Here is an 18,353-nt window from a genome sequence, read left to right on the forward strand (position 1 = left end):
GCGCACGGCGTGTTCTTCGCTGTCCTGCTCGCTGATGCAGGTGTGCAGGGTCAGGCGGGCGCGGCCTCGGCGTTGGTAGGTGGCGATGAATTTGTCCCACTGCGCCAGCTCGGGCGCGTCGCAGCGGGCGATGGCGTCGCTGCGTACTGGCAGTGGATAACTGATCTGTCCGTCCTGAATCACGATATGCCCATCGGTGATCCCGGCCTCACGCAGTCGCAGGTGCAGCCAGCCCCAGCCCGCCAGTACTGCGCCGCAATACAGGCTGCCGCCGAACAGCGTGCTCTTGTGGTTGACGTTGGGTGCCAGCGGCAGGTGCAGGCGCAGGGTCTGGTTGTGCCAGTCAATCACGCGCATGCCCATCTCGCGGGTCAGCGGGATGTCGTGGTGCAGCACCTGCTCCAGCGCGTGGGCGGCGTCATGTTCAGGCTCAATCGTTGTCATCGGAAGCTCCGCTGCTGTCGCCAAACGTCAGGCCGTGCTTGCGCAGTTTGTCGTGTAGGGTCTTGCGCGGCACACCCAGCGCTTCCGCCAGGCTGCGCACCGAGCTGTGCGGGCGCGCCAGTTCGGCGGCGATCAACGCGCGCTCGAAGCTTTCCACCTGATCGCTCAGCCCGCCGCCCGGCGGTGGCGCCTGCTCTGCATCAGCGCCTTCCAGCTCCAGTTCCAGACCCAATGCAAAACGCTCGGCAGCGTTTTGCAGTTCCCGGACATTGCCCGGCCAGTTATGTCGCAACAGCAGCGCGCGCTGGCCCGGCTTGAGTTCGTGCTTGGGGATGCCGTGGCGCATGCTCGCGGCATCGGCATAATGTTCGAACAGCATCAGCGCATCTTCACCCCGTTCGCGCAACGGCGGGATGCGCAGCGAGGCCACGTTCAGTCGGTAATACAAGTCTGCCCGGAAGCGGCCCTGATCGGCCGCGTGCCGCAGGTCTTCCTTGGTCGCGGCGATGATGCGGATGTCCAGCGGGATCTGCTGATTGCTGCCCATTCGCTCGACCACGCGCTCCTGCAGCAGGCGCAGCAGCTTGACCTGCACGTCCAGGCTCATGCTTTCGATTTCATCGAGGAACAGCGTACCGCCGTTGGCAAACTCGAACTTGCCGATACGCCGCCTCTGCGCGCCGGTAAAGGCCCCTGGCTCGTGACCGAACAGCTCGCTTTCCACTACCGATTCAGCCAGCGCGCCGGCGTTGATCGCCACGAACGGGCCGCTGCGGCGGTTGGACAGATCGTGCAGCGCGCGGGCGACCACTTCTTTGCCTGCGCCGGTTTCGCCGAGGATCAGCACGTCGGCCCGCGTCCCGGCCAATGCGCCGATCTGTTCGCGCAGACGCAGGATCGGCGGCGACTGACCGATCAGGCGTGTGCTCAGTTGTTGCCGATCACTCAGGGCCAGGCGCAGGCTGCGGTTATCCAGCACCAGACGGCGCAGCGCCAGGGCACGGCGCACGCTGTCGAGCATGGCGTCGCTGGCGAAGGGCTTTTCCAGAAAGTCGTAGGCCCCGGCGCGCATGGCCTTTACCGCCAGCGGTACATCGCCATGCCCGGTGATCAGCAGCACCGGCAGGTCGGGGTCCTGCGCGTGAAGCTGGTCGAGCAGTTCCAGGCCATCCATGCCCTGCATGCGAATATCGCTGACCACCACGCCCGGCCAGTCGCGGCCGATGCGCTCGGCCAGCCCGGTCGCTTCGGGCAGCGACAGAACGTTCAGGCCAGCCAGGTCCAGCGTCTGGCGCAGTGCCTGACGCAGGTGCGAATCGTCGTCGATCAGCACCACCTGAATCTGGCTGTCGATGGCTGTGTCCGAACTCATGCAGAAAGGTCCTCTGGCGGTTGAAGATTGGCTCCGGAAGCACCGGCCCGCAGGCGCAGGGTCAGCAGCGCACCGCCGCTGGGATGGTTGGCGAACAGCAACTCGCCGCCCAGCGCGCGCATCAGCGTATCGCAGATGGCCAGACCGAGGCCAAGGCCCTGGGTGCGGGTCTTGGTCGTAAAGAAGGGCTCGCGGGCCCGCGCCAGTGCTTCCTGGGAAAAGCCGGGGCCGTTGTCACGAATGTACAGGTTAACGCCCTCGGCGGTCTGCTCGACACTTATCCACAGCCTGCGTGGCGGGCCTTTTTCAGTGAGGGCGTCCAGCGCGTTGGCGAGCAGATTGCCGAGCACCTGACGCAGACGGGTTTCGCCGGCCTGCACCCAGATCGTGGCGTCCGGCAGGTCGCGGATCAGTTCGACTTCCATGGCGCGCCGCCGCTTGGCCAGCAGCGCCAGCGCATCTTCCAGCGCCGGTTGCAGTGCCACGCTTTCAGGGGCGTGGCGGTCGCGACGGGCGAAGGCGCGCAAGTGCGCGATGATCGAGGCCATGCGCCCGGTCAGTTCGCTGATCAGCTTGAGGTTGCCGCGTGCGTCCTCGGTGCGCTGATGATCGAGCAGCACTTCGGCGTTTTCGGCGTAACTGCGGATGGCGGCCAACGGCTGATTCAGCTCATGGCTGATACTCGCCGACATGGTGCCCAGCGCCGTCAGTTTGCTGGTTTGCACCAGCTCGTCCTGGGCCTGCACCAGCTCCTGTTGCGCCTGTTCGCGCTCCAGCACTTCCTGACGCAGCCGGCTGTTGAGCCCCTCCAGATCGCTGGTCCGTTCGATAACCCGCATCTCCAGCTCGCGGCGCGCCTTGGCCTCGAACGCGATGCGGTCCAGATAATGACGACGACGCTGCATCATCAGGCCCAGCAACAACATCAGCACCAGCAGCGCTGCGCCGCCAATCGCCACCACCGTGCGCACCTGACGGTCGACAAGGGCGCGAGGCGCGAGGATGTTGACGTTCCAGCCGGTTTCTTCGATGGCCTGGGTCTGGGTCAGCCAGGCGTGTTCATCGATCCTCAACGGGCGCGGATCGCGGGTCGGGTAGGACTGGATCGCGACGATGGCTTTTTTCTCGTCATCGGTCAGGTCGCGGGTCGCCCGAAAGCGCCATTCGGGGTTGGACGTCAGAATCACCACGCCGTTCTGGTCGGTCAGCAGCAGTTGTTCGGGCGTCTTGCCCCACAGGGTTTCGGTGTGGTCCAGATCGACCTTGACCACCAGCACGCCGATGATCCGCTCACCGTCACGCACCGGGCCGGCGAAAAAGTAGCCACGCTTGGCAGAGGTCGTGCCGAGGCCGAAGAACCGCCCGGTTCTGCCCGCCCGTGCATCGATGAAATAGGGCCTGAACGAGAAGTTTCGGCCAATGAAGCTGTCCTTCTGCTCCGAGTTCGAAGCCGCCAGGGTCAGGCCGTTTGCGTCCATCAGATACATGACATCGGCACCGGTCTGGCGCGTGATTTCGCTGAGCAGACGGTTGGCGTTTGCCAGGGTAGGTGTGTCGCCCGGTGCCGCCAGTGCGGCGCGCAAGGCCGGCAGGTCGCCGAGGATCTGCGGCAGGGTTTCGTAACGGTGCAGGGTGCCGAGCAGGTTGGCGACGTACAGGTCCAGGGTCTGGCGGTTCTGATTGGCCAGCACGTTGCGGTAATAACGTTCGGCCAGATGCTCCAGCGGCCACAGCAACGGCGCCAGGCAGAGTGCCAGAAGGGCGAGGCTGCGCCAGCGAGGGCGGCGCGGCAGTGCGGGAGTCATGGTCATCGATTGGCCGTCGCCGAAGGGTTGACGATGCCTGCTGGCGATCACGCCGTGGCAGGCAACAGAAACACCCGGTCGATCCTGACGTGGGCATCAGGCGCGTATTATGCCCGCCGCCGGCTTGTCAGGCACCCGGACATTACGCCGGGCGGCCTTTGGTGGCGGGTTCAGGGAAACAGGTCGGCTTCTTTCAGGCGCTTGCCTTGTTGATCCTTGGCCGACAGGTTGGGCTGGCCGTCGAACTGCCAGTCGATGGCCAGATCCGCATCGTCCCAGGCGATGCAGCGTTCAGCCGAAGGCGTGTAGTAGTCGGTGGTCTTGTAGAGGAACTCGGCGTGTTCGCTGAGCACCACGAAACCATGGGCAAAGCCTTCCGGAACCCACAGCTGACGGGCGTTTTCAGCGGACAGCTCGACGCCGACCCACTGGCCGAAGTTCGGCGAGCTGCGGCGAATGTCCACGGCCACATCTAGCACCTTGCCGACCGTGACGCGCACCAGTTTGCCTTGGGCGTTTTCGATCTGATAGTGCAGCCCGCGCAGGACGCCGCGCTGCGAACGCGAGTGGTTGTCCTGCACGAATTCGCGGGTCAGGCCAGTGGCTGCCTGAAAAGCCTTGGCGTTGAAGCTTTCATAGAAAAAGCCTCGTTCATCACCGAATACCTTGGGTTCGAGAATCAGGACTTCCGGCAATTTTGTTGCGACTACGTTCACGTGGCTTCCCCTGCAATGTTGAATAAGTCGTGGCGACTCGGCAGTCTGCCCTGAGGCGCGCCTGCCGAGAAGGGTGCTGATCAGGCAATCAGGTCTTTAGGCTCGCTAAAGCCCAGTCGTTCGCCCTGATAACTGCCGTCCTGAACCCTGCGGCACCAGTCCAGGTTATCCAGGTACCACTGCACAGTCTTGCGCAGCCCGGACTCGAAGGTTTCTTCGGGCGTCCAGCCCAGATCGTTGTCGATCTTGCTGGCGTCGATGGCGTAACGCTGATCGTGGCCCGGACGGTCGACCACGTAGGTGATCAGGTCGCTGTACTGTGCGACGCCTGCCGGGTGCTGCGGGGCGAGCTCATCGAGCAGCGCGCAGATACCACGCACGACGTCGATGTTTTTCTGCTCGTTGTGGCCACCGATGTTGTAGGTCTCGCCGACCTCACCTTCGGTCACCACCTTGAGCAGTGCCCGCGCATGATCCTCGACGTACAGCCAGTCGCGCACCTGCAGGCCATTGCCGTACACCGGCAGCGGCTTGCCCGCCAGGGCGTTGAGAATCACCAGCGGGATGAGCTTTTCCGGGAAGTGGAACGGCCCGTAGTTGTTGGAGCAGTTGGTCACCACCACCGGCAGGCCATAGGTGCGGTGCCAGGCGCGCACCAGGTGGTCGGACGCCGCCTTGCTCGCCGAGTAGGGTGAGCTGGGCGCATACGGCGTGGTTTCGGTAAACAGATCATCGACACCGTGCAGGTCGCCATACACTTCATCAGTGGAAATATGGTGAAAGCGGAACGCCTGGCGCTGCGCTTCCGGCAGTTTCAGCCACCAGGCACGCGTGGCTTCCAGCAGGCTGTACGTGCCGACGATGTTGGTCTGGATGAACTCGGCCGGGCCATCGATGGAGCGGTCGACGTGGGATTCAGCCGCCAGGTGCATGATCGCCTGCGGCGCAAAGCGCTCGAGCACCGCGCTGACGCGGGCCTGGTCGCAGATATCCGCCTGCACGAACTCATAGCGCGTGTCGGTCGCAATCGACTGCAACGATTCAAGGTTGCCCGCGTAGGTCAATTTGTCGAAGTTCAGCACTTCGTGTTCGGTGTTGTTTATCAGGTGGCGGATCAGTGCAGAACCGATGAAACCTGCGCCTCCGGTAACGAGTATTCGCATGAACTGACCTTCTTGTGTGTTCTGGAGTAATGCAGCATAGCGCTTGAGCGCGTATGACATGATCGGATCATTAAACCCGAGCAGCAGATCGAATAAAATGCCGGCTGTTTTCCGACCTGGCGTGCAAGTGCGGATTGGTCGCGCAGCACAATCCCCCTATAGTCAATGCCCCTATAGTTGCGCGACTGCCCATCACGCCTTGCTCAACGAGCGTGGGCCTGACAACAACGAGGTTCTCCATGCCGCTTGCCACGCTTATTCGCCGATCCAGTCTGCCTTGCCCCGAGGTCAGCGTGGACCAGGCTTCGCAATTGCTCTCTGAGCACTACGGGCTGAGCGGTACGCTGAAAGCGTTGGGCAGCCAGCAGGATCGCAACTTTCTGCTGGATACCGGCACGCGGCGTTATGTGCTGAAAATCTGCCACGGGGCGTATTCGACCACCGAGCTGAACGCCCAGCACGCGGCGCTGCATCATCTGGCCGGCCACAGTACATTCAAGGTGCCGGGCGTGATCCGCGCCAATGACACCGAGCAGTTACTGTCGGTCGACATCGACGGGCAGGCGGTGCATGTGCGCCTGCTGGAGTTCATCGACGGGCAATCGCTGGGGCATGTCGAGCATCTGGGGCGTGACATCGTGGTCGAGCTGGGCGAGCTGTGTGCCCATGTGGATATCGCGCTGGCCGATTTCGACCATCCCGGTCTGCAGCGCATCCTGCAGTGGGACCCGCGCCACGCCCATGCGTTGATCAAGCACCTGCTGCCGGTGATCAAAGATGCCGACGCCCGCGCTTGTCTGATCGAAGCGGGCGAGCAGGCTCATCGCCGTTTGTTGCCATTGATTGCGGCACTGCCGATCCAGGCGGTGCATCTGGACATCTCCGAGCACAACGCAGTCTGGCGGCGTGAGGCGGGGCATCCGTGGCAGTTGCAGGGGCTGATTGATTTCGGCGATCTGCTCAGTACCTGGCGAGTGGCCGATCTGTCGGTGACCTGCGCGGCGCTGCTGCACCATGCCGAGGGTGATCCGCTGTACATCCTCCCGGCCATTGCCGCCTATCACGCCCTCAATCCGCTGAAGATCGAGGAATTGCAGGCGCTCTGGCCGCTGATCGTCGCTCGATCCGCAGTGCTTGTGCTCAGCAGCGAACAACAGGCCAGCGTCGAGCCTGGCAATGCCTATATCCAGGCCAACCTTGCCGGCGAATGGAACATCTTCGATGTCGCCACTTCGGTGCCGATGGCGCTGATGGAAGTCGCCATTCTGCGCGCGGTGGGTCTGGACCTGCCGCCCGTCGAGCAACCTGCCTATTCGCCATTGTTGCCCAGCCTGGCGGGGCTTCAGCCGGTGCTGGTGGATCTGGGCGTGCTCAGCGAACACTTCGTGGCAGGCAACTGGGAACAGAGCGGCATCGATGAATATCTGCTGTCGCAAGCGGCCGGGGACAATGGTCTGGCGGCCAGCAGGTTCGGTGAATACCGTCTGTCACGTACCTTGCCTGACTGCGCCAGCGAGCCGGAGACCTTTGCGCTGCACGTCGAACTGCATGTGCCCGCTACAACGCCGTTGCATGCGCCGTTCGATGGCACCTTGCGGCTGACGGCCGATGCCGCGGTGCTGTTGGTCGGCGAGCGCATCAGTTTGAAGCTGTGGGGTGTATTGCCGGAGGCTTCGCTAGCGGGTCAGGTGGCGGCGGGCTCGTTGATCGGGCAGGGCGGTGGTTCGCTGTTGCTGCAATTGTGTACGGCGCCAGACCTCAGCCCGCCGCTGTTCAGCACACCGGCCTGGGCAGATGTCTGGCGCGCAGTGTGCCCGTCGCCATCGGCCCTGCTGGGTTTTGATTGTGATGCGCCAGCGTTGCAAGACGCCGCGCAATTACTGGCGCGCCGTGATGCCAGCTTTGCCCGCTCGCAAAAGCATTACTACCAGGCCCCGCCGCAGATCGAGCGCGGCTGGCGCAATCACCTGATCGACATGCAGGGCCGCTCCTATCTGGACATGCTCAATAACGTCGCGGTTCTCGGTCATGGCCATCCGCGCATGGCCCACGAGGCGGCGCGGCAGTGGTCGCTGCTCAACACCAACTCGCGCTTTCACTATGCAGCGATCGCCGAGTTTTCCGAGCGCCTGCTCAAGTTGGCCCCCGAGGGCATGGATCGCGTGTTTCTGGTCAACAGCGGCACCGAGGCCAACGACCTCGCGATCAGGCTGGCGTGGGCTTACAGCGGTGGCCGCGACATGCTCAGTGTGCTGGAGGCGTATCACGGCTGGTCGGTGGCAACCGATGCCATTTCAACCTCGATCGCCGACAACCCGCAGGCACTCAGCACGCGCCCGGACTGGGTGCATCCGGTCACCGCGCCCAACACCTATCGCGGGCCGTTCAGGGGCGCGGACAGTGCGCCGGAGTACCTGTGCAGTGTCGATCAGGCCCTTGCCACGCTGGCTGAGCAGCAGCGGCAGGTGGCGGGCTTCATCTGCGAGCCGGTGTATGGCAATGCGGGTGGGATTTCCTTGCCGCCGGGGTATCTGCAACAGGTGTATCAGAAGGTCCGCGCGGTGGGCGGCGTGTGCATTGCCGATGAGGTGCAGGTGGGTTATGGCCGGCTGGGTCATTACTTTTGGGGCTTCGAAGAGCAGGGCGTGGTGCCGGACATCATCAGCATGGCTAAAGGCATGGGCAACGGCCATCCGCTGGGCGCGGTGATCACCCGCCGTGAGATCGCCGAGGCGCTGGAGGCCGAGGGCTATTTCTTCTCGTCATCCGGTGGCAGCCCGGTCAGTTGCCGGATCGGCATGGCGGTGCTGGATGTCATGGAGGAAGAAAAGCTCTGGGACAACGCCCGAATCGTGGGTGACCACTTCAAGGCACGGCTGCAGGCCCTGGCCGACAAACATCCGCTGGTGGGCGCGGTGCACGGCATGGGCTTTTATCTGGGCATGGAACTGGTCCGCGACCGGCACACCCTGGAGCCCGCCTCAGAAGAAACCGCCCGCCTGTGCGAGCGCCTGCGTGAACTGGGCATCTTCATGCAGCCGACCGGCGACTACCTGAATATCCTTAAAATCAAACCCCCGATGTGCACCACCCGCCAAAGCGTGGACTTTTTCGTTGATAACGTATCGAAGGTTTTGCACGAACTGGAATAGAGGACGCAGAGCGTCCAGAACGGCATACCCACGCGGAGCATGGGTACGATAGGGGTTGGCCGGACATTATCGTCATACCCGTATCTGTTTTTGATTCTGGCCGAAGGCCGTAGGAGCGAACCGGGCGACGCTTCGCTTGTTCGCGAAGGCGCCGCCGGACACTACCGTCATACCCGGATCTGCTTTTGATTCTGGCCGAAGGCCGTAGGAGCGAACTTGTTCGCGAAAGGGGCCTGCGCGTCACACCCATCTCGTAGAAATGAGCGCCGTCATGAGCCTTAAACAGATTAATATCGGTAAAATTCAAAATTTAATGCGATGAAAACATTTTTTTAGCTTTTAATGCCGATTTATATCCGCTATAAGGCGTTCATAATCGTCATCGCTCGTCTGCTATGGTGTTAAGTCCTTTGCAACCGCCCCTGGAGATATTTTCATGAGCCGTATCGTTTCTGTCGCTGCTACCCAGATGGCCTGCTCCTGGGATCTGGAAGCCAACATCGAGACCGCTGAAAAGCTGGTACGTGAAGCTGCCGCCAAGGGCGCCCAGATCATTCTGATTCAGGAACTGTTCGAAACCCCGTACTTCTGCCAGAAGCCGAACCCGGACTACCTGCAGTTGGCGACTACCCTCGAATCCAACGTCGCGATCAAGCACTTCCAGAAAATCGCCAAAGAACTGCAGGTCGTCTTGCCGATCAGCTTCTTCGAGCTGGCAGGGCGTGCGCGTTTCAACAGCATCGCGATCATCGACGCAGACGGCAGCAACCTGGGCATCTACCGCAAGAGCCACATCCCGGACGGCCCCGGCTACCACGAAAAGTACTACTTCAACCCGGGCGACACCGGCTTCAAGGTCTGGCAGACCCGTTACGCGAAAATCGGCGTCGGTATCTGCTGGGATCAGTGGTTCCCGGAGTGCGCGCGCAGCATGGCGTTGCAGGGCGCGGAAATTCTGTTCTATCCGACTGCCATAGGCAGCGAGCCGCACGACAAGACCATCAGCTCGCGCGACCACTGGCAGCGCGTGCAGCAAGGTCACGCCGGCGCGAACCTGATGCCGCTGATCGCCAGCAACCGCATCGGCAACGAAGAGCAGGACGGCTACGACATCACCTTCTACGGCTCGTCGTTCATCGCCAACCAGTTCGGTGAAAAAGTCGCCGAGCTCAACGAAACCGAAGAAGGCGTGCTGGTCCACAGCTTCGACCTGGACGAGCTGGAGCACATCCGCAGTGCCTGGGGCACGTTCCGTGATCGCCGGCCTAACCTGTACGGCGCGGTGAAGACCCTCGACGGTTCGCTGGAGTCCTGATCGCCATGACCACGCTCAATAGCACGCCACGCGCCGACGGCTTCCACATGCCGGCCGAATGGGCACCGCAAACCCAGGTCTGGATGGTCTGGCCCGAGCGCCCGGACAACTGGCGCCTGGGTGGCAAGCCTGCCCAGGCTGCCCACGTTGCCATCGCCAAGGCCATCGCCCGCTTTGAGCCGGTCACGGTGGCGGTCTCCGCTGCACAATACGACAACGCCCGTGCGCGGCTGGACATGCCGAACATCCGCGTTGTGGAAATGAGCAGCAACGACGCGTGGGTGCGCGACAGCGGCCCGACGTTCGTCATCAACGACCGTGGTGAAGTGCGTGGCGTGAACTGGGAATTCAATGCCTGGGGCGGCTTCGATGGCGGCCTGTATGCGCCGTGGAACCTCGATTCGCAGCTGGGCAGCAAAGTGCTCGAAATCGAGCGCTGCCCGCGTTACGTCACCGAAGGCTTCGTGCTTGAAGGCGGCTCGATCCACGTCGATGGTGAGGGCACACTGATCACCACCGAAGAGTGCCTGCTCAATCGCAACCGCAACCCGCACCTCACCCGCGAACAGATCGAAACGATCCTTGGCGATTACCTGGCTGTGGATAAAGTCATCTGGTTGCCGGACGGCCTGTTCAACGATGAAACCGACGGGCATGTGGATAACTTCTGCTGCTACATCCGTCCGGGCGAGGTGTTACTGGCCTGGACCGATGATCCCGAAGACCCCAACTACTCACGCTGCCACGCGGCATTGAGTATTTTGGAAAACACCCTGGATGCCAAGGGTCGTGCGTTTATCGTGCATAAAATGCCGATTCCGGGCCCATTGTTCGCCACGGAAGAAGAATGCGCAGGCGTCGATCAGGTGCATGGCAGCCAGGAGCGCAACCCTTCGGTGCGTCTGGCCGGGTCGTATGTGAATTTTCTGTTCGTCAACGGCGGCATCATTGCGCCCAGCTTCGACGATCCGATGGACGGAAAGGCCCGCGAGATCCTGCAAAAGCTGTTTCCGGAGCATGAGGTGGTGATGGCACCGGGCCGTGAATTGCTGCTGGGTGGGGGCAATATCCACTGCCTGACACAGCAACAGCCAGCCCCTCACAAGAACTAGTGCTTAGTAACTAGTTGTAACTAACAGCAACTAGTTGGTCCCGTTTTTGCTGGTATTAAGCCCGTCATCTGACGGGCTTTTTTATGCGTTACCTTATAACTAAATTGGGCTCGTTTATCCGAATGACCCTAAATCAGACTGGCGAAAACCCGTTTTCTTAGCTTGACTGTCACATGGCATCAGTAGATTTAGCCCCTCATGAATCAAGAGGTTTTCGTTATGAATGCAGGTATGAGCCAACAGCGAGTCCGTGGTTTTTCTGCTTCGCTCAGTAACGAGGCACGCCAGCGAGTGGCGGATTGGTTAAGGACGACCAGGCCCGTGAAAGCCAGACCGGACGTACGTGCCATGCTGCTGCAGCGCTATCCGGCAGGCCTGTTCAACGATGCTGAATTCGAAGCGTTGGCGCGCGTGCTGACAGATTAAGCAATACACCAGACCTGGCCCCGGCCATCCACACGTTTGACACCCCCAGGCACCCGAACTAGGATTCGCGCCCCACTGCCTGTGGCTCCACCCCCTGTACGTGCTTCGTAGTCCACTGCGATGACCTCGTGCGGCTCTCCACCGCCTGATCAGAGGCAGGAAGCCAGACGGCCATTGGCCGCCGCCACAGCGCATGTCATTTGCAGAACAAGGAAGACAAGATGCTTAACACACGTATGGGCATGCTCGCTTTGGGCATCATCAGCGCCGGTCAGGCCGTGGCTCAGGGCCAGGCGGATTCGAAGGGCTTCGTTGAAGACAGCAGCCTGAACGTCAACCTGCGTAACGCCTACATCAATCGCGACTACAAGAACGACCGTGAAGACAAATCCGAATGGGGCCAGGCCTTCATGGGCACCTTCGCGTCCGGTTTCACTCAGGGCACGGTTGGCGTGGGCGTCGACGCCTTTGCGCTGTATGGCATTCGCCTTGATGGCGGAAAGGGCCGCAGTGGCAATGGCGGCATCGACTTCTTCAAGCAGGGCGACAGCGGCGCGGCTGCCGATGACCTGTCCCGTGCAGGCGCGGCGGTAAAAGCTCGCTTCTCGAATACCGTCATCAAGTACGGCGATCAGATGCCGCAATTGCCGGTGCTGAACTACGACAACTCCCGCTTGCTGCCGGAAAGCTACACCGGCACCCTGATCACCTCCAAGGAAATCGATGGGCTGGAGGTGGTCGCCGGGCGTTTCACTCAGGAAGCGCGCAAGAGCGCCGAAGGTCGCGACAGTGGTGACCTGAAAAGCATCAACGTCTACGGCGCCAGCTACAAATTCACCGATGAGTTCAGCGCCGCTTTCTACGCTTCGGACAACGAAGACGTGTTCAAGAAGCAGTACCTGAACCTGAACTACGTCTTCGCCTTGCCGCAAGATCAGTCGCTGACCTTCGATTTCAATGGCTACAAGACCCGACTGGATAAAGACTTCACTGCCAGCGACGCACGTGACAACAAGATCTGGAGCCTGGCCGCGACCTGGGCTGTGGGCATCCACTCCTTCACCCTGGCGCATCAGCGCAGCACCGGTGACATGGGTTACGCCTACGGAGGCTATCGCAACGACGGTGGTTTTGGTGATGGCGGTAACACCATCTACCTCGCCAACTCCTACTGGTCCGACTTCAACGGCAAGGACGAACGCTCGTGGCAGGCGGCCTATGGCGTCGACCTGTCCGGGCTGGTCCTGCCCGGCCTGAGCTACAAGGCTGCCTACGTACGCGGCGACAACATCGACGATGGCACCGCAGGCAGCGGCGACGGCACTGAACGCGAAATCTTCAGCCAGCTGACCTATGTGGTCCAGAGCGGCCCGGCCAAAGACCTCTCGATCCGCCTGCGCAACTCGTTCCTGCGGGTCTCAGACGACGCACAGGCCTACAACAGCGAAGGCAACGAGACACGTATCTTCGTGGACTACCCGATCAACGTTTTCTGATCTGAAGGCGACGGCCTGGCAAAGGCCGTCGCCTGACTCAGTCCGCGACCAACTGAACAAACACTGCGAAACTGCCGAGGAATATCCAGAAAAAGCTGAACAGCCAAGGACTGCGCTTGGAGAACAGCAAGGACTTTTTCGGCCCGGTTTCACTGGATTCCCAATCGCTGAACAACGGCGAATCGTCATAGGTCAGCCCGATAACCGGCTCGCTGAGCAACAGTTGCGCCTGCTTGTGATGCCAGTGCTGGATGATGTCGCACGCCGCCCGAATACCCGGCCAGGCGAACAGCGTACTGAGCAGCCCCAACAGTGCCAGCATCGGCGGCACCACCAGCGTGAACATCGCGCCCCAGGCCGTGTTCATGTTGGCCATCGACGACGCGTAAGCAATCACCAGAAATGACTGCGCCGACAAATAGGCGTTGGTGCGGTTGGACAGGTTGGTGGTTTCGTAATGAATCTCGCGTCGATAAAAATCCAGCCGTTCCTTGGGCGAGCCAAACAATTTGACCTGCTGCTCATCCACCACTTTCGCGGGTGTTTCATCCGTTATGATTCTGGGCACTGGTGTTACCGATGTATAAAAGGTGCTGGATAGACCCACACCTGCCTTCAGCAGTTCGACTTAAATCCCCGGCATACGGGACCGTTCATCCAGTGAGCACGTTTCGACGAACCGAGACATCGTCATGACCATTACCCCCACGCTGCACACCGAACGTCTGCTGCTGACGCCACTGCAGCTCGAGGATGCGCCTGCGGTTCAGCAACGCTTTCCGCTTTGGGACATCGTGCGCTACCTGAACAACCGCGTCCCGTGGCCTTATCCACAGGACGGTGCGCTGCGCTACATTCAGGACGTCGCACTGCCCGCTATAGCAAACGGCACCGAGTGGCACTGGATGATCCGCCTGCAGAGCGCGCCCCACGACATCATCGGCAGCATCACCCTGATGACCCATCCCGGCAACAACCGCGGCTTCTGGCTGCACCCGGACTGGCAAGGCCACGGCTACATGAAAGAGGCCTGCCGCGTGATCAATCGACAGTGGTTCGACGTGATGGGCATGCCCCTGATGCAAGTGCCCAAAGCCGCCCCCAATGAAGCCTCGCGGCGCATCTCGATTAACGAAGGCATGCGCAAAGTGAGCACGCAGGACGGGGAGTTTGTTGGTGGACGGTTCGAGGTGGAAGTCTGGGAGATGACGCGGGAGGAGTGGTTGGCGCGAGCGCTGCAAGCAGGCACTTCGAACGTCTGACGTAGAGGCCGACCGGGCGTTATCTTGTTGCCAAGAAACACCAGCCCAAGTGATATTGCCCGATAAACAGGGAGCGACCCGCATGCCGTTGACCCGCAACACCGAGCCCGACATCACCTTGGTAACGGTCCAGCCCGAAGACTTCGAAACCTTGGTGGCCATACGTATCGAAGCCATGCGCGAAAGCCTCGAGCGCGTTGGCCGGTTCGATCCGGTGCGCGCCCGAGAGCGTTTTCGTGAAGGGTTTTCTGCGTCATGCACACACTACATTCAGGTCGCCGGCAGCAAGGTCGGCTTCGTGGTCGTTAAACCAACCAGCGACGGCCTGTTGCTGGATCACCTGTACATCAAGCCTGCTGTTCAAGGGCAGGGCATTGGTGCTGCCGTGCTTCGACAAGTGTTCGCACAAGCGGACGCAACCGCATCCACAGTACGAGTGGGCGCCCTGAAGGAAAGCGACTCCAACCGCTTCTACGTCCGCCACGGGTTTCAGCTCGTCGAGAGCGGCGAGTTCGACAACTACTACCTACGCCCGCCACGTTTTGAGGGTGCCCCGATGGCGTCTATCAACGTTCGTATCGACGACGATCTCAAAACGCGTGCTTACCTCGAGCTGGAAAGGCTTGGCGCCAACCCCTCGGAATTACTGCGCCAAACCCTTCAATACGTAGCTGAGCACGGCCAGCTACCCTCCATGATGACCGATGAAGACGAAGCGCTACTGGCAACTGTCCGCGAGCGCCTGGCATCTCCGCAGCGGGTCAAGGTTTCACTGGATGACCTATAACCTCGAATTCGATGCGCGGGCTCTAAAGGTTTGGCACAAATCAGGAGATACTGTGCGTCAGCAGATGCCACCGCATCCACGTTACACATCAGCCCCCTGAAAGAAAGCGACTCCAACCGCTTCTACGTTCGCCACGGGTTTCAGCTCGTTGAGAGCGGCGAGTTCGACAACTACTACCTCCGCCAGCAACGTTTGCCGATGTGCTGACGGGTGGGGATCAACCCGCCGAGGCAGCTTTCTCCGCCGCACGTGCAGCCAGCATGGCCGCCTCCGATTCCTGGGTGTGCAGCTCACCTTTGTACGCCAGTTGATTGAAGAACATGCCGTCGATCTGATCTTTCGATGGCGTCGACGTCTTGGGAATAAACAGCGCGCCCAAGTCCAGAGAATTGGCGAAGTTCTCTTTGTTCAGGTTGTAGCGACCCAGATAACTGCCGCTCCAGGGCGAATCGGCGTCGACCAGATCAATGGCCGTCTCCCGATAGGTAGCCGCAGCGGCTTTCAGCCCGCTGGACGCATTCAACAATGTATTGAGTTGCTTGGTATCCGCCTCGCTCAACTCACCGGAACTGTTGATCGCCTTCAGATTGCCGTCCGCCTCGATCGTGAAGCCGAACTTCTTGCTGGCCAGATCCGGATACACCGACGCCAGCGTCGACGTGAACGCTTCATGCGACGTCTTCAGCGCCTCCGTCGAGTTACTGTGCTGCGCCGCCATCTTCGGGAAATCAGGCGACTGCGAGCGACCTATCCAGGTATCAACCGCTTCCATCGGCTCAGTGGTCGCAGGCACTTCGGTACTCGGGTGATAAACGACAGCGGGTGTACTGGCAGCAGCGTTCTTAAACGCTTCTTTCTGCGCATCGGTGAGCGGCTTTGGAGTGAGCGTGATGCCGGAATTGGGCAGGGTGATGGTGGGAGACGTGTTGCCGCCGGGGGTGAGTGAGATAACCATTTCATCGATCCATGATTGCGGGGTTGTATGGAGGGTATCGACGGGGTGAGGGGGAGCTTTAGGGATATGGCTGGGGTAATGTGTTCAGGTTGTTACAGTGATCATGCGCTTGTGGGCGCTGACGAAATCGAGCAGAAAAAGCCCTGAGCAAACCCGGTAACTGTCAGATCAAATCTGAGCCTCTAAACGTTATGCGCTCTGAGACTGGGAGGCACTGCCAGCAGGGAGCGTACACTTCTGAATAAACCCAAATCTCTCCACGACACCAGAGCTCCGGTTAATGAAGCAGGTCAGACTAATTCGTCACGGACAAAGTGCTGCCAACGCAGGCGAAGCCAGTGTGGACCACGCGACTGTTCCCCTCACGCTGAAGGGCCTAGAACAAGCACAGTCAGTGGCTCGATCCTTCACTCAGGCACCGGACCTGATTGTCGCTTCGCCTTTCTCCCGAGCGCAGGCAACCGCGATGGCGACCGTAGCTACCTATCCTGACTCCCCGTTTGAAACCTGGCCTATTCAGGAATTCACCTACCTCGAACCCGCGCGGTGTGCCAACACGACCGTTGCCCAGAGAAAGGATTGGGTCGACGCCTATTGGGCCAGGTCAGACCCGGCGTTTACGGATGGCGCAGGCGCTGAGTCTTTTTCAGAATTTATAACCAGAGCCCAGACTTTCCTGGCTCGACTCGCAGAGCACCCCGCCCAGAACATCGCAGTGTTTTCGCATGGGCAATTCATCAATGCCGTCGCCTGGCTGATCGAGCGCAAGCCGCAGGACATTTGTGGGCGGACTATGGCTGAGTGGCGTGAGTATGAAATCGCGAACCATGTGCTTAATGGTGGTGGATATGTACTCTCCATGCGCGCAGACGATGCTGGATGGGGGTTAGGCTAAGTCAGCCAACTCCCAAGGCGTTGCGAGTGGATGGCACTCGGCGTGAGGAGTCATAGCTAGTCGGGGCTTTGGCTACCCACGTCTGCCCTGTGCGAAACGACCTTCGACATTCCCACACCCAGTGCCTGTAGCACCTTCAGGATGGTAGAAAGCTTCGGGTCGCCACCAGCAGCGATAGACCTGTAAAGATTGGGTCTGGCCAAGCCAGTATTTTTTGAGAGGTTCCCCATACCGCCTCTCGCCTCGATCAGTCGACGGATGGCCGTAAGGAAAACGTCTTCACCTCCATCTTCGTCGATTTCTTCCAGCGCAACAGACAGGTATTCGATGGCAAACGCTTCGTCTTCACGGAGCATTTCCAGAACGCTTTCATCATGGGAGCGCGTACGAGTCGTCATTTCTTTTTCACCTTGTGACATTTCCATAGAGCCTTGGCTTGGTCTATATCGTTTTGCTGCTTGTCCTTTGAGCCGCCACCCAAGAGAAATAGTATTTTTTGACCCTGGACCGCGTAATACACCCGAAATCCAGGCCCAAAATCCAGCTTCATCTCAAAGACCCCATCACCCACCGGCTCGGTTACGCCGAAGTGGCCAAGCGCCGCTCGGTCGATCCGGGTAGTGATTCTTGCTTTGGATCGCGTGTCTCGAATGGTGTCGAGCCAACCCTGATAGATATCCACTCCATTGGCAGACAGTGCGTGTTCCACTTCGTACATGAAGAGTGTACCTTAAAAGAGACAATTAGGTGATTGAATATTCTTATCGATAGCATGGCTATTGATCGGAAATGAGCGAAGCAGTGATTCAGATTAGAGGAATTACAGAAATGGGCGCTTGAGAGGGGCTGGTATAAAGCGGCGAAATGTTGCGGGAGGGGGAGGACGTTTGCTGAGCGCTGACGTAAGTGTTAAATGCTCTGCATAGGTCGCTATTAAGGCTGAGGGAAAAAGGGACTGCATCGCGGCGGACCCTTCTTTCATATTTGGTGCGGAACCAGACGACCGGTGGTAGCCAGATCAGAATAGATCTGTCGCAGGTCTGGAATTCCGTAGAAGTGTCGTTATATATAAAAGGATAACTAAAAACCAATTAGCTAACTATGGCGCTGAGTAAAGGCGAATAGACGCACGTACATGGAGTTGTATTAATTAGTTTCTAGAGTAGTACGATATCTCGCTGGTAAGGGTGAAAATGTTAGTTCCTAGCTACACCCGTGGCGGACAATGATTCAGAATTAACGGTGGTTGGTGTCGCGAGTCGCGTTTGAGTGGACAACGTGGGAATTTACAAAAAACGTTAGTAATCAGTAAAAACCTTAGTGAAATGTTAACTGGACGAAGGCGCGATTATAGCCGAGATTGCCCTAGGTACCAATACGGTACACGTATTGGTACCTGTCGCTTCGGACCGATTTGTCATTAGACTCTAGATATTGCCGGTCGATTCTTGGT

Annotated in this window: 16 protein-coding genes and 3 pseudogenes; 10 read left to right on the forward strand and 9 right to left on the reverse strand. The window is 59.9% G+C overall.

Annotated elements, in window-relative coordinates:
* From GE543_RS19010 to rfbB, 5 genes are all read right to left on the reverse strand, one after another.
* Window positions 1-444 (reverse strand): YiiD C-terminal domain-containing protein (locus GE543_RS19010; protein ID WP_178118639.1); only part of this gene is annotated, 444 nt, incomplete at its 3' end.
* A complete protein-coding gene (locus tag GE543_RS19015; protein ID WP_046235984.1) occupies window positions 431-1,816 on the reverse strand; it encodes a sigma-54 dependent transcriptional regulator in 1,386 nt (461 codons plus the stop codon). The genes GE543_RS19015 and GE543_RS19010, both read right to left, overlap by 14 nt.
* Window positions 1,813-3,621, reverse strand: a complete 1,809-nt coding sequence (locus tag GE543_RS19020; RefSeq protein ID WP_032609702.1) for an ATP-binding protein — start codon at window positions 3,619-3,621, stop codon at window positions 1,813-1,815. The genes GE543_RS19015 and GE543_RS19020 overlap by 4 nt, the downstream gene beginning before the upstream one ends.
* A 170-nt stretch (window positions 3,622-3,791) precedes the next feature.
* A complete protein-coding gene (gene rfbC / locus GE543_RS19025; RefSeq protein ID WP_003318259.1) occupies window positions 3,792-4,337 on the reverse strand; it encodes a dTDP-4-dehydrorhamnose 3,5-epimerase in 546 nt (181 codons plus the stop codon).
* 80 nt (window positions 4,338-4,417) lie between these two features.
* Entirely contained in the window at window positions 4,418-5,500 is a 1,083-nt protein-coding gene (gene rfbB, locus GE543_RS19030; RefSeq protein WP_153222140.1) for a dTDP-glucose 4,6-dehydratase, read from the reverse strand.
* Window positions 5,501-5,739: 239 nt separating this feature from the next.
* Between rfbB and GE543_RS19035 the strand changes: the two genes are divergently transcribed.
* The 4 genes from GE543_RS19035 to GE543_RS19055 all read left to right on the forward strand — a co-directional run bounded on the left by GE543_RS19035 (window position 5,740) and on the right by GE543_RS19055 (window position 13,001).
* Window positions 5,740-8,652 carry an aminotransferase gene (locus GE543_RS19035; protein WP_153222141.1) on the forward strand — a complete coding sequence of 971 codons (2,913 nt, stop codon included), beginning with the start codon at window positions 5,740-5,742 and terminating at the stop codon, window positions 8,650-8,652.
* A gap of 436 nt (window positions 8,653-9,088) precedes the next feature.
* A complete protein-coding gene (gene aguB / locus GE543_RS19040; protein WP_003372277.1) occupies window positions 9,089-9,967 on the forward strand; it encodes an N-carbamoylputrescine amidase in 879 nt (292 codons plus the stop codon).
* 5 nt (window positions 9,968-9,972) lie between these two features.
* The gene (aguA, locus tag GE543_RS19045; RefSeq protein ID WP_046235980.1) at window positions 9,973-11,079 is read left to right on the forward strand and encodes an agmatine deiminase; all 1,107 of its coding nucleotides are present in this window, start codon (window positions 9,973-9,975) and stop codon (window positions 11,077-11,079) included.
* A gap of 647 nt (window positions 11,080-11,726) precedes the next feature.
* Window positions 11,727-13,001, forward strand: coding sequence for an OprD family porin (locus tag GE543_RS19055; protein ID WP_003420302.1), 1,275 nt, complete (start codon window positions 11,727-11,729; stop codon window positions 12,999-13,001).
* Between the two features lie 37 nt (window positions 13,002-13,038).
* Here the strand turns inward: GE543_RS19055 and GE543_RS19060 are convergent, their stop codons facing one another.
* Complete coding sequence (locus tag GE543_RS19060) at window positions 13,039-13,533, reverse strand: hypothetical protein (protein WP_003372272.1); 495 nt, start codon at window positions 13,531-13,533, stop codon at window positions 13,039-13,041.
* A 160-nt stretch (window positions 13,534-13,693) separates the two neighbouring features.
* Here GE543_RS19060 and GE543_RS19065 point away from each other — a divergent pair, with 160 nt between their 5' ends.
* The 5 genes and pseudogenes from GE543_RS19065 to GE543_RS28000 all read left to right on the forward strand — a co-directional run.
* Window positions 13,694-14,263 carry a GNAT family N-acetyltransferase gene (locus GE543_RS19065; RefSeq protein WP_153222142.1) on the forward strand — a complete coding sequence of 190 codons (570 nt, stop codon included), beginning with the start codon at window positions 13,694-13,696 and terminating at the stop codon, window positions 14,261-14,263.
* 82 nt (window positions 14,264-14,345) lie between these two features.
* Window positions 14,346-14,804 (forward strand): annotated as a pseudogene (locus tag GE543_RS19070) (GNAT family N-acetyltransferase); the annotation flags it as partial.
* A gap of 15 nt (window positions 14,805-14,819) precedes the next feature.
* Window positions 14,820-15,050 (forward strand): type II toxin-antitoxin system RelB/DinJ family antitoxin, encoded by a 231-nt coding sequence (locus tag GE543_RS19075; RefSeq protein ID WP_080268384.1) that lies wholly within the window; start codon window positions 14,820-14,822, stop codon window positions 15,048-15,050.
* Window positions 15,040-15,117 (forward strand): annotated as a pseudogene (locus GE543_RS27495) (type II toxin-antitoxin system mRNA interferase toxin, RelE/StbE family); the annotation flags it as partial. The gene GE543_RS19075 and the pseudogene GE543_RS27495, both read left to right, overlap by 11 nt.
* A pseudogene (locus GE543_RS28000) lies at window positions 15,102-15,257 on the forward strand (GNAT family N-acetyltransferase); the annotation flags it as partial. The pseudogenes GE543_RS27495 and GE543_RS28000, both read left to right, overlap by 16 nt.
* A 10-nt stretch (window positions 15,258-15,267) precedes the next feature.
* Here GE543_RS28000 and GE543_RS19080 read toward each other — a convergent pair.
* Window positions 15,268-16,005 (reverse strand): hypothetical protein, encoded by a 738-nt coding sequence (locus GE543_RS19080; protein WP_153222143.1) that lies wholly within the window; start codon window positions 16,003-16,005, stop codon window positions 15,268-15,270.
* 280 nt (window positions 16,006-16,285) lie between these two features.
* Here GE543_RS19080 and GE543_RS19085 point away from each other — a divergent pair, with 280 nt between their 5' ends.
* The gene (locus GE543_RS19085; RefSeq protein WP_100073468.1) at window positions 16,286-16,900 is read left to right on the forward strand and encodes a histidine phosphatase family protein; all 615 of its coding nucleotides are present in this window, start codon (window positions 16,286-16,288) and stop codon (window positions 16,898-16,900) included.
* 56 nt (window positions 16,901-16,956) lie between these two features.
* On the opposite strand, the gene GE543_RS19090 is transcribed toward GE543_RS19085, so the two are convergent.
* Together GE543_RS19090 and GE543_RS19095 are read right to left on the reverse strand one after the other, a co-directional pair.
* On the reverse strand, window positions 16,957-17,319 hold the full coding sequence (locus tag GE543_RS19090) for an addiction module antidote protein (protein WP_178118640.1): 363 nt from the start codon (window positions 17,317-17,319) through the stop codon (window positions 16,957-16,959).
* On the reverse strand, window positions 17,295-17,618 hold the full coding sequence (locus GE543_RS19095; RefSeq protein ID WP_153222144.1) for a type II toxin-antitoxin system RelE/ParE family toxin: 324 nt from the start codon (window positions 17,616-17,618) through the stop codon (window positions 17,295-17,297). The genes GE543_RS19090 and GE543_RS19095 overlap by 25 nt, the downstream gene beginning before the upstream one ends.
* Window positions 17,619-18,353 lie beyond the last annotated feature (735 nt).

Source organism: Pseudomonas sp. SZ57 (assembly GCF_009495975.1).
GTDB classification, from domain to species: Bacteria; Pseudomonadota; Gammaproteobacteria; order Pseudomonadales; family Pseudomonadaceae; genus Aquipseudomonas; species Aquipseudomonas syringae.

What these genes read in the sequence shown, in the direction of transcription:
- GE543_RS19015 (WP_046235984.1), bottom strand. Translation starts at nt 1,816, where the DNA reads ATGAGTTCGGACACAGCCATCGACAGCCAGATTCAGGTGGTGCTGATC.
- GE543_RS19020 (WP_032609702.1), bottom strand. Translation starts at nt 3,621, where the DNA reads ATGACTCCCGCACTGCCGCGCCGCCCTCGCTGGCGCAGCCTCGCCCTT.
- rfbB (WP_153222140.1), bottom strand. Translation starts at nt 5,500, where the DNA reads ATGCGAATACTCGTTACCGGAGGCGCAGGTTTCATCGGTTCTGCACTG.
- GE543_RS19035 (WP_153222141.1), top strand. Translation starts at nt 5,740, where the DNA reads ATGCCGCTTGCCACGCTTATTCGCCGATCCAGTCTGCCTTGCCCCGAG.
- aguB (WP_003372277.1), top strand. Translation starts at nt 9,089, where the DNA reads ATGAGCCGTATCGTTTCTGTCGCTGCTACCCAGATGGCCTGCTCCTGG.
- aguA (WP_046235980.1), top strand. Translation starts at nt 9,973, where the DNA reads ATGACCACGCTCAATAGCACGCCACGCGCCGACGGCTTCCACATGCCG.
- GE543_RS19055 (WP_003420302.1), top strand. Translation starts at nt 11,727, where the DNA reads ATGCTTAACACACGTATGGGCATGCTCGCTTTGGGCATCATCAGCGCC.
- GE543_RS19065 (WP_153222142.1), top strand. Translation starts at nt 13,694, where the DNA reads ATGACCATTACCCCCACGCTGCACACCGAACGTCTGCTGCTGACGCCA.
- GE543_RS19075 (WP_080268384.1), top strand. Translation starts at nt 14,820, where the DNA reads ATGGCGTCTATCAACGTTCGTATCGACGACGATCTCAAAACGCGTGCT.
- GE543_RS19080 (WP_153222143.1), bottom strand. Translation starts at nt 16,005, where the DNA reads ATGGTTATCTCACTCACCCCCGGCGGCAACACGTCTCCCACCATCACC.
- GE543_RS19085 (WP_100073468.1), top strand. Translation starts at nt 16,286, where the DNA reads ATGAAGCAGGTCAGACTAATTCGTCACGGACAAAGTGCTGCCAACGCA.
- GE543_RS19090 (WP_178118640.1), bottom strand. Translation starts at nt 17,319, where the DNA reads ATGTCACAAGGTGAAAAAGAAATGACGACTCGTACGCGCTCCCATGAT.
- GE543_RS19095 (WP_153222144.1), bottom strand. Translation starts at nt 17,618, where the DNA reads ATGTACGAAGTGGAACACGCACTGTCTGCCAATGGAGTGGATATCTAT.